The sequence below is a fragment of the Streptomyces sp. RP5T genome (genome assembly GCF_003933965.1).
Lineage (GTDB): Bacteria > Actinomycetota > Actinomycetes > Streptomycetales > Streptomycetaceae > Streptomyces.
Window position 1 is genome coordinate 1 of the sequence record NZ_RSAJ01000355.1, and the last position, 8,693, is coordinate 8,693.

The following is an 8,693-nucleotide window of genomic DNA, read 5'->3' on the forward strand; positions in this document are numbered from 1 at the left end:
CCGTCACACCCCCTGCATCGCCCGCACCGGCAGCTCCCCCGAGCCCCGGGTGATCAGCCGGGTGGGGACGGTGATGGTGCGGGCGCGGGTGCGGTCGCCGTCGAGGCGGGCGAGGGCCGTGGCGGCCGCCGTTCTGCCGATCTCCTCCGGGTCCTGGGCGACGACGGTGAGGGCCGGTTCGAGGGCCTCGGCGAGCGGTACGTCGTCGAAGGCGACGACGGCGACGTCCTTGCGTCCGCTGCGGGCGAGCTCGGCGACTATGCCCAGGGCGACGATGTTGTTGCCGGCGAAGAGCGCGGTGGGCGGATCCTTCAGTTCGAGGAGCCGGGTGGTGGCGACGGAGGCCCCGTGCTGGTCGTGGGCGCTGGTCAGCAGGGAGCGGTCGGGCCGGATACCGGCGTCCTCCAGGGCCGCCCGGTAGCCGGCCAGGCGCTCGCGGCGGGTGTGGAGCGTGGTGGGCAGGTCGCCGATGAAGCCGATGCGCCGGTGGCCGTGGGCGATGAGATGGGCGACTCCGTCGTGGGCGCCGGTGCGGTTGGAGCTGACGACGCAGTCCGCCGCCAGCCCACTGCCCGGGCGGTCGAGGAAGACGACGGGCAGGCCCGCGGCCCGGTGGCTCTTGAGGTGGGAGTGGTCGGCGCCGACGGACGGCACGACCATCAGGATGCTGACGCGGCGGGCCAGGAACTTGTCGGTCAGGGCGCGTTCGCGCTCGGGGTCGTCCGCGGAGGAGCCCATGAGCAGGGTGAGTCCGCGTTCGCGGACGGTGTCCTCGATGCTGCGGGCCACGGCGCCGAAGAAGGGGTTGCCGAGGTCGGGGATGACCAGACCGATGGTGGTGTCGGGTCCGCCGACGCGGATGTTGCGCGCCATGAGGTTCGGCTGGAAGCCGAGCTTGGCGACGGCGGCGAGCACCTGTTCTCTGGTGCGGGCCGAGGCGGGCCCGTCCTCGTTGAGGACGCGGGAGACCGTCTTGGCGCTGACCCCGACCTCGCGTGCGACGTCTGCGAGGGTGGGGCGGCGGTTCGCTGCCATGGAGGAAACCGTCTCCTGTGCTCGTCGGTTCCGGCCGCGGCCTCGGCCGGATTCCGTCGAGTGATGAGTGGTGGTCAGGTGGCCTGGACGCCCGCGGCCTTGGCCGCCGCGGAATCCGCTACGACAGTATCTCCGGCCTCGTCGACGGTGAGCGCGCCGGTCATGATGGCGACGACCTCCGCCATCGAGTAGTCGGAGGGCTTGATCACCGCGGCCCGGCGGCCCAGCCGGTGGACGTGGATCCGGTCGGCGATCTCGAAGACGTGGGGCATGTTGTGGCTGATCAGGACGACCGGCATGCCCTTGTCGCGGACCCGGCGGATCAGGTCGAGGACCTGGCCGGACTCCTTGACGCCGAGCGCGGCGGTGGGCTCGTCCATGACGACCACGCTGCCGGCCCAGGCCACGGAACGGGCCACCGCGACCGCCTGCCGCTGGCCGCCGGAGAGCGTCTCGACCGACTGCGTGAGCGAGCGCAGACCGATCTTCAGGTCGGCCATGTGCTCGGCGGCCTCCTGACGCATCCGCTTCTTGTCGAGCATGCGGAAGACACTGCCGAGCACCCCGGGGCGGCGGAGCTCGCGGCCCAGGAACATGTTGGAGGCGATGTCCATGGAGGCGGCCACGGCGAGGTCCTGGTAGACCGTCTCGATGCCGTGGGCGCGGGCGCTCTGCGGCCCGGAGAAGCTGATCGGCCTGCCGTTCAGGCGGATCTCGCCGGCGTCGGGGATGAGCGCGCCGGTGAGGGCCTTGATCAGGCTGGTCTTGCCGGCGCCGTTGTCGCCGATGACGGCGAGGACCTCACCGGGCAGCAGGTCGAAGTCGGCGCCGTCGATCGCGGTGACCTGGCCGTAGCGCTTGACCAGACCGCGGGCCTGGAGCACGGGCGTCGGGGTGGAGGTGGCGGTCATCGGGCCTTCTTCCGGGAGATCTGGTCGACGGTCACCGCGAGGATCACCAGGACTCCGGTGATCAGCGTCTGGTAGATGGAGGCGACGCCCATCAGCTGCAGGCCGTTGCGGAAGACGCCGACGATGAGGACACCGATGAAGGTGCCGAGGACCGACCCGCGTCCGCCGAAGAGGCTGGTGCCGCCGAGGACCACGGCGGTGATGCTGTCGAGGTTGTCGGTCTGGCCGGCCTGCGGGTCGCCGACCCCGGTGCGGGAGATGAGCAGCAGGGCGGCGATGCCGTACAGCAGGCCCGCCACGGTGTAGATGCCGATGGTCAGCCGGGAGGTGCGGATGCCGTTCAGGCGGGCCGCTTCCTGGCTGTTGCCCAGGGCGTAGACGTGCCGTCCCCAGCCGGTGCTGCTCAGCGCGTAGGCGAGGAGCAGGAACAGGGCGATGGTGACGAGGGAGCCGTAGGTGATGTCGGTGTGGCCGAGCGGGAAGGTCTGCCCGAGTGCCGTCAGCGGGCCGGGCAGGTTGGTGACCGTCTGCTCCTCGGAGTAGATGTGGGTCAGCGCGAAGGCCACGTTGAGCATGCCGAGGGTGACGATGAACGGCGGCAGCGGGATCTTCTGCACCAGCAGTCCGTTGAGCAGCCCGAAGCCGGCACAGACCGCGATGCCGAGCGCGATGGCGAGGAGCGGCGGCAGGGAGCCCTCGGCGGCCATCTTGGCGATCATGATGCTGCCGAAGGCCATCACGGCACCGCACGACAGGTCGATGCCGGCCGTGAGGATGATCAGCGTCTGGCCGATGGCGAGGGTGCCGACGACCATGACCTGCTGCACGATCAGCGAGAAGTTGCCGCCGGTGAGGAACTGGTCGGTGGAGAAGGAGAAGAAGGCGCAGGCCAGCAGCAGGGCGGCCAGCGGGCCGGTGGTCGGGGCCGTGAGCAGCCTGCGGGCCGTGGTCGGCGCTTTGAGTCCGGCGTACGGCGACGACGTGCTCGGGGGCGTGGACGTGGCGGTCATGCGAAGTCCTTGTCGGAAGACAGAAGTCCTGGTCCGTCCTTGGCGGAGGACAAGGGGACGAGGGGGCGGCCGTCCCCGGTCGGGGAGGAGGGGCCGGCCGCCCCGCTGAGGGGAAGAGCGATGTCGTACGGTCCCGGGGGCGCGGCTCAGCCCCAGCAGTTCTCCAGGCCGAAGACGGTGTCCTTGGAGGTGACGCCGGTCTGCGCCTTGTCGGTGATCAGGTTGACGCCGGTGTCCGTGTAACCGGAGGCCTTCTTGCCGTCCTTGGCGTAGGTCACGACGGCCTTGACGCCCTCGGCGGCCATCTTCAGCGGGTACTGCTGCGAGGTGGCGGCGATCTTGCCGTCCTTGACCGCCTGGGTGCCGGTGCAGCCGCCGTCGACGGAGACGATCAGGACGTCCTTCTCCCGGCCCTTGGCCTTCAGCGCGGTGTACGCGCCCAGCGCGGCCGGCTCGTTGATGGTGTAGACGAGGTTGATGTCGGGGTTCTTCTGGAGGCAGTTCTCCATCGCGGTCTGCCCCTTGGCCTGGTCGCCGCCGGTGTCCTGGGCGCACAGGACGTCCTTCTCGCCGGCGCCGAAGCCCTTCAGGAAGCCGGTGTGCCGCTGCACGCCCACCGAGACGCCCGGCGCCAGGTCGAGGGTGGCTATCTTCGCGGCCTTGCCCTTCATGGCGGCCTTGGCGTACTCGCCGATCAGCTCGCCGGCGGTGAGGTTGTTGGTGGCGAAGAGGGCGTCGACCGCGCTCTGCGGCTCGGTCGGGGTGTCCAGCGCGATGACCAGGACGCCCTTGGCGCGGGCCTTCGCGATCGCCGGCACGATCGCCTTGGAGTCGCTCGGGGTGATCAGGATGCCCTTCACACCGGCGGCGACCATGTTCTCGATGGCGGTGACCTGACCGGCGTTGTCGCCGTCGAACTTGCCCGCGGCGGTGGACAGTTCGACGCCGTTCTCCTTGGCGGCCTTCTCCGCGCCCTCCTTCATCTTCACGAAGAACGGGTTGGTGTCGGTCTTGGTGATCAGACCGACCTTCACGCTTCCCGATCCGGAGCCCGTGGAGGTCGAGCCGGAGCCGGATCCGCAGGCCGTCAGGGCGAGGGCCGCGACCGACGTGCACGCGGCGACTCTGAGGAGGGAGGAGGTCGGACGAGAGATGCGAGACATGAACAACTCCTGCGGGGATCACGAGCGGCGCGGTCGGCATGGAGGTATGCCGCCAGTGCGTCTGCGTCATCGTTGACTTATGTCATCGTTGACACTGCATGGCGAGGATGATGGACTCCGCTTCCCGGAAACGTCAATGCCTCGCGCTCGTCACAAATCGGCAAACCTCCGCGGGCCACGATCACCGTGGCCGTGCGGCGGCCCGGGCCCGCGACGTGACCGGTGCGTCCGTACGTCGGCATGTCCGTCAGAGAAGAGCAGCCCATGAGCCCGCGTCAGATCACCGTCCTGGGAGAGTGCGTCGCGGACGCCTTCGCGGTGCCCGCCGGCGACGCGAACGAACTCGCCCTGCGCGTCCTGCCGGGCGGCGGACCTGCGAACACGGCGGTTTCCCTGGCCCGCCTCGGTACCCCGGCCCGCTTCCTCGCCCGGCTGTCCGGGGACGTCTTCGGGCGGCTGTTCCGGGCCCGGCTCGAAGCCGCCGGGGTCGACCTGTCGGACGCCGTCGCGGCCGCCGAGCCCAGCACCCTGGCCGTGGCGGAGCTGGACGCCCGGGGGCAGGCCGTGTTCTCCTTCCACGCGCAGAACACGGCCGACTGGCAGTGGACGGCCGCCGAACTGGCCCGGGTCGACCTGTCCGGGAGCGTCTGCGTGCACACCGGGTCCCTCGCCCTGGTCCGGGATCCCGGCGCGAGCGTCGTGGAGGGCTTCCTGGCGGCGGCCGCTCCCCGGGCCACCATCAGCATCGACCCCAACGTCCGGCCGCTGCTCGTGCACCCCGACGTCTACCGTGCCCGGCTGGAACGCTGGTGCGCGCTCGCCGACGTGCTGCGGCTGAGCGAGGACGACCTGGAAGTGCTGCTGCCGGGCACCCCGCCCGAGCGGGCGTGCGATCTGTGGCATGCCGCCGGGGCACGGCTCGTCGTCGTCACCCGCGGTGCCGACGGCGCCCTGGCCTCGCTGGACGGCGAACGGGTACGGGTGCCCGCGGTGCCGGCCCGGGTCGTCGACACCGTCGGGGCCGGGGACTCCTTCACCGCCGGCCTGCTGCACCACCTCGGCGCCCAGAGCCTGCTCGGCGGCCGGCTGACGGACCTGCGCCTCGACGACGTCGCCGAGGCCTGCGCCTTCGGTGCCCGGGTCGCGGCCCTGACCTGCTCGGTCACCGGCTCCAACCCTCCCCGGTGGGACCAGCTGACGGAGTTCGCGTCCGCGGGCGACTCCGGTTCCTGAGGCGCCCCCCGACCACAAGCGCGACCGCGACCGCAACCGCAACGACAACCACGAGGACACAGCGCCATGAAGAAGACCCTGCTCGCCGAGTTCACCGCCCGCGAGGGCGCCCGGGACGAAGTCGCCCGTCTGCTGCGCGAGTACGCGCTCAAGGTGCGCGCGGAGGAGGGCAACCTCACCTTCGACGTCTACACCAAGGCGTCCCACCCCCGCGCGTTCTGGATCTTCGAGGTGTACCGGGACGAGGACGCCTTCCAGGCACACCTGAAGGCCCCGTACGGCGGCCCGTTCAACACGGCACTCGCCCCGCTCATCGAGGAGGACGCCTCCGTGCTGACGTTCCTCGACCCGGTGGACTGAGACGGGGCACCGCCGGGGGCGGTCGGCGGCGGCGCGGTGGCCGGAGCGGTCGCAGTGGCCGGGGGCAGTCGGCAGCGGGCCGAGGGTCGGGAGCGGTCGCGGTGGTCGGGAGCAGTCGGGCGACCGACAGCGGGCCGGTGACCGGGAGCAGTCGCGGTGACCGGGACCGGTCGGGCGACCAGCAGCGGTCCGGCAACCGGGGCAGTCGGCAGCGGGCCGACGGCCGACAGCACTCGGCAGCGGTCACGGTGGCCGGGAGCAGTCAGGTGCAGGCCAGCGGCCGGGAGCAGTCGCGGTGACCGGGACCGGTCGGGCGACCAGCAGCGGTCCGGCGACGGGCAGCGGGCAGACGGCCGACAGCACTCAGGAGCGAGCCGGGGCCGGGACGGCTCGGCAGCGGCCACGGTGGCCGGGAGCAGTCAGGTGCAGGCCAGCGGCCGGGAGCGGTCGCGGTGACCGGGACCGGTCGGGCGACCAGCGGCGGTCCGGCGACGGGCAGCGGGCAGCGGGCAGACGGCCGACAGCACTCAGCAACGGGCCGGGGCCGGGACGGCTCGGCACCGGTCCGACGGCCGGGGACAGCCGGCAGCGGGCCGACGGCCGACAGCACTCGGGAGCCGTCAGGTGACCGGGACGGCTCAGGGCCCTCGCCACACACCGATCGCCTATCTTGGCGCCTATGCAGTCCTACACGATCGGCCAGGCCGCACGGTTGCTCGGTGTCAGCCCCGACACCGCTCGGCGGTGGGCGGATGCCGGGCGGGTGCCGACGCGCCGGGACGAGGGCGGGCGACGCCTCATCGACGGCAGGGACCTGGCCGCCCTCGCCGTGGAACTGGCCAAGGGCGAGGGCGACGACGAGGTCCCCTCCCACACCTCCGCCCGCAACGCCTTTCCCGGCATCGTCACCGCCGTCAAGCTCGGCGATGTGGCGGCCCAGGTGGAGATCCAGGCGGGCCCGCACCGGCTGGTGTCGCTGCTGACGCGGGAGGCCGTGGAGGAACTCGGCCTGGAGGTCGGGGTGGAGGCCACCGCCCGGGTGAAGTCGACGAACGTGCACATCGACCGCACCTGACACGGTCGCCGATCCACTGCCCGGGACCACCTCCCACACTCCCCGTACGAACGCACATGCCAGCCCGATGGATCACGTTCCCCGCTCATGCGATGCGACAGGGGACTTATGCCTGGCATCTGCGTCAGTATGATCGGGATACGCGGCCTTGCCGAGGGCGGAGCCGGGACGACCCGAGGGAGTGGACCTGTGATGACCCCTACCGCGCGCCGGAACCGCCTGGCCCTGCGGACGGCCGGCGCGGGTGCCGCGGCACTGCTGGCTCTGAGCGCCTGCTCGTCGTCCGACTCGGACTCCTCGTCCTCGAAGTCGTCTTCGTCCTCGTCCTCGTCCTCGTCGGACAGACTCTCCGGCACGGTGACCGTCTTCGCCGCCGCCTCCCTCAAGGAGAGCTTCACGGCGCTGGGCACGCAGTTCGAGCAGGCCCACCCCGGCACGAAGGTCACCTTCAGTTTCGGCGGCAGCGACTCGCTGGCCGCGAGCATCACGGGGGGCGCCCCCGCGGACGTGTTCGCCTCGGCCAGCCCCAAGACGATGAAGATCGTCACCGACGCGGGGGACGCCTCCGGCACGCCCGTCACCTTCGTGCGCAACCAGCTGGAGATCGCCACGCTGCCCGGCAACCCGGACCAGGTCGGCTCGCTCAAGGACCTCACGGACAAGGACCTGAAGGTCGTCCTGTGCGACAAGGAGGTGCCCTGCGGTGCCGCCGCGCAGAAGGCCCTCGACGCGAGCGGGCTGAAGCTCACTCCGGTCTCCTACGAGCAGGACGTCAAGGCCGCGCTGACCAAGGTCGAACTGAAGGAGGCCGACGCGGCCGTCGTCTACAGGACCGATGTGCGCGCCGCGGGTGACAAGGTGGAGGGCGTGGAGTTCCCCGAGTCCGCCGACGCGATCAACGACTACCCGATCACCGTGCTCAAGGCCGCGCGGCACACGGACACCGCGAAGGCGTTCCTCGCCCTCGTGCGGTCCGCCGAGGGCCAGAAGGTCCTGACCGGGGCGGGGTTCCTGAAGCCGTGACCCGCGCCGACCCGTCCGACACCGTGACCGAGACCCTCCGGGGCGGGCCGCGGCGGCGGCGCGTGCGAGGGGGCGGCCGGGGTGCGCCCCTTCCGCTGCTCGTGCCGGCGCTGCTCGGGCTGGCGTTCCTGGTCGTGCCCCTGATCGCGCTTCTGGTACGGGCGCCCTGGCGCTCCCTGCCCGAGCAGCTGACCAGCGCCGATGTCTGGCAGGCGCTCCAGCTCTCCCTGCTCTGCGCCACGGCGGCGACCGCGGTGAGCCTGGTGATCGGGGTCCCGCTGGCCTGGCTGCTGGCCCGCGTCGAGTTCCCCGGCCGCGGTCTGGTCCGAGCCCTGGTCACCCTGCCGCTGGTCCTCCCCCCGGTCGTCGGCGGTGTCGCCCTGCTCATGGCGCTCGGCCGCAACGGGGTCGTCGGGAAGTGGCTGGACGCCTGGTTCGGGATCACGCTGCCCTTCACCACGGCCGGGGTCGTGGTCGCCGAGGCGTTCGTCGCGATGCCGTTCCTCGTGATCAGCGTGGAGGGCACCCTGCGGGCCGCCGACCCGCGCTACGAGGAGGCGGCGACGACACTGGGCGCCTCCCGCTTCACCGCGTTCCGCCGGGTCACGTTGCCGCTCATCGCGCCGGGTGTCGCCGCGGGCGCCGTACTGGCCTGGGCGCGGGCGCTGGGCGAGTTCGGCGCGACGATCACTTTCGCCGGCAACTTCCCCGGCCGTACCCAGACCATGCCGCTGGCCGTCTACCTCGCCCTCCAGAGCGACCCGGAGGCGGCGATCGCCCTCAGCCTGGTGCTGCTGGCGGTGTCCGTGGCGGTACTGGCGGGTCTGCGCGACCGTTGGATGGCGACGCGATGACCGGGACGGGCGGAGAAACCGCCGACCAC

The 8,693-nt window shown here is 71.8% G+C and carries 9 protein-coding genes; 5 read left to right on the forward strand and 4 right to left on the reverse strand.

What is annotated here, in order from left to right; translation table 11 throughout:
• Window positions 1-3: 3 nt before the first annotated feature.
• From EHS43_RS29425 to EHS43_RS29440, 4 genes are all read right to left on the reverse strand, one after another.
• Complete coding sequence (locus tag EHS43_RS29425; protein ID WP_125193756.1) at window positions 4-1,035, reverse strand: LacI family DNA-binding transcriptional regulator; 1,032 nt, start codon at window positions 1,033-1,035, stop codon at window positions 4-6.
• A gap of 74 nt (window positions 1,036-1,109) precedes the next feature.
• Window positions 1,110-1,946, reverse strand: a complete 837-nt coding sequence (locus EHS43_RS29430) for an ATP-binding cassette domain-containing protein (protein ID WP_125193757.1) — start codon at window positions 1,944-1,946, stop codon at window positions 1,110-1,112.
• Window positions 1,943-2,956, reverse strand: coding sequence for an ABC transporter permease (locus EHS43_RS29435; protein WP_125193758.1), 1,014 nt, complete (start codon window positions 2,954-2,956; stop codon window positions 1,943-1,945). Before EHS43_RS29435 ends, EHS43_RS29430 begins: the two co-directional genes overlap by 4 nt.
• 146 nt (window positions 2,957-3,102) lie before the next feature.
• The gene (locus tag EHS43_RS29440; protein WP_125193759.1) at window positions 3,103-4,119 is read right to left on the reverse strand and encodes a sugar ABC transporter substrate-binding protein; all 1,017 of its coding nucleotides are present in this window, start codon (window positions 4,117-4,119) and stop codon (window positions 3,103-3,105) included.
• Between the two features lie 264 nt (window positions 4,120-4,383).
• On the opposite strand from EHS43_RS29440, the gene EHS43_RS29445 reads away from it, so the two are divergent.
• The 5 genes from EHS43_RS29445 (at window position 4,384) to modB (ending at window position 8,664) form a co-directional block, all read left to right on the forward strand.
• Window positions 4,384-5,352 carry a carbohydrate kinase gene (locus tag EHS43_RS29445; protein ID WP_125193760.1) on the forward strand — a complete coding sequence of 323 codons (969 nt, stop codon included), beginning with the start codon at window positions 4,384-4,386 and terminating at the stop codon, window positions 5,350-5,352.
• 66 nt (window positions 5,353-5,418) lie between these two features.
• The gene (locus EHS43_RS29450; protein ID WP_125193761.1) at window positions 5,419-5,712 is read left to right on the forward strand and encodes a putative quinol monooxygenase; all 294 of its coding nucleotides are present in this window, start codon (window positions 5,419-5,421) and stop codon (window positions 5,710-5,712) included.
• Between the two features lie 679 nt (window positions 5,713-6,391).
• Window positions 6,392-6,787 (forward strand): molybdopterin-binding protein, encoded by a 396-nt coding sequence (locus EHS43_RS29455; protein ID WP_125193762.1) that lies wholly within the window; start codon window positions 6,392-6,394, stop codon window positions 6,785-6,787.
• A gap of 192 nt (window positions 6,788-6,979) precedes the next feature.
• The gene (modA, locus tag EHS43_RS29460) at window positions 6,980-7,810 is read left to right on the forward strand and encodes a molybdate ABC transporter substrate-binding protein (RefSeq protein WP_125193763.1); all 831 of its coding nucleotides are present in this window, start codon (window positions 6,980-6,982) and stop codon (window positions 7,808-7,810) included.
• Window positions 7,807-8,664 (forward strand): molybdate ABC transporter permease subunit, encoded by an 858-nt coding sequence (gene modB, locus EHS43_RS29465; protein ID WP_125193764.1) that lies wholly within the window; start codon window positions 7,807-7,809, stop codon window positions 8,662-8,664. Before modA ends, modB begins: the two co-directional genes overlap by 4 nt.
• Window positions 8,665-8,693: the final 29 nt, after the last annotated feature.